General features: G+C 38.0%; 1 protein-coding gene. It reads left to right on the top strand.

All coding sequences use genetic code 11. The features are described 5' to 3' along the window. Positions 1 to 2: 2 nt before the first annotated feature. A partial coding sequence (locus tag L8G48_RS13400) for a peptide deformylase (protein ID WP_248265092.1) occupies positions 3 to 255 on the top strand: 253 nt, incomplete at its 3' end.

The raw sequence follows: 255 nt of genomic DNA on the forward strand, positions 1-255 counted from the left end.
AGATTACAGCAGAGAAAGTTCAGGATATTGAATCGGTTCAGAAATTAATCGATGATATGTTGGAAACCCTATATTCAACTGATAATGGTATAGGTCTAGCTTCAGTTCAAGTGGGGCGTAAAGAAGCGGTTGTTATTATTGATCTTTCAGATAATCGAGATCAGCCATTGATATTGATTAACCCTGAAGTAGTGAGTGGTAGCAACAAAGCTTTAGGTCAAGAGGGGTGTCTTTCAGTTCCAGATTATTATGCTG

The organism is Idiomarina aminovorans (assembly GCF_023155095.1).
Classification (GTDB): domain Bacteria; phylum Pseudomonadota; class Gammaproteobacteria; order Enterobacterales; family Alteromonadaceae; genus Idiomarina; species Idiomarina aminovorans.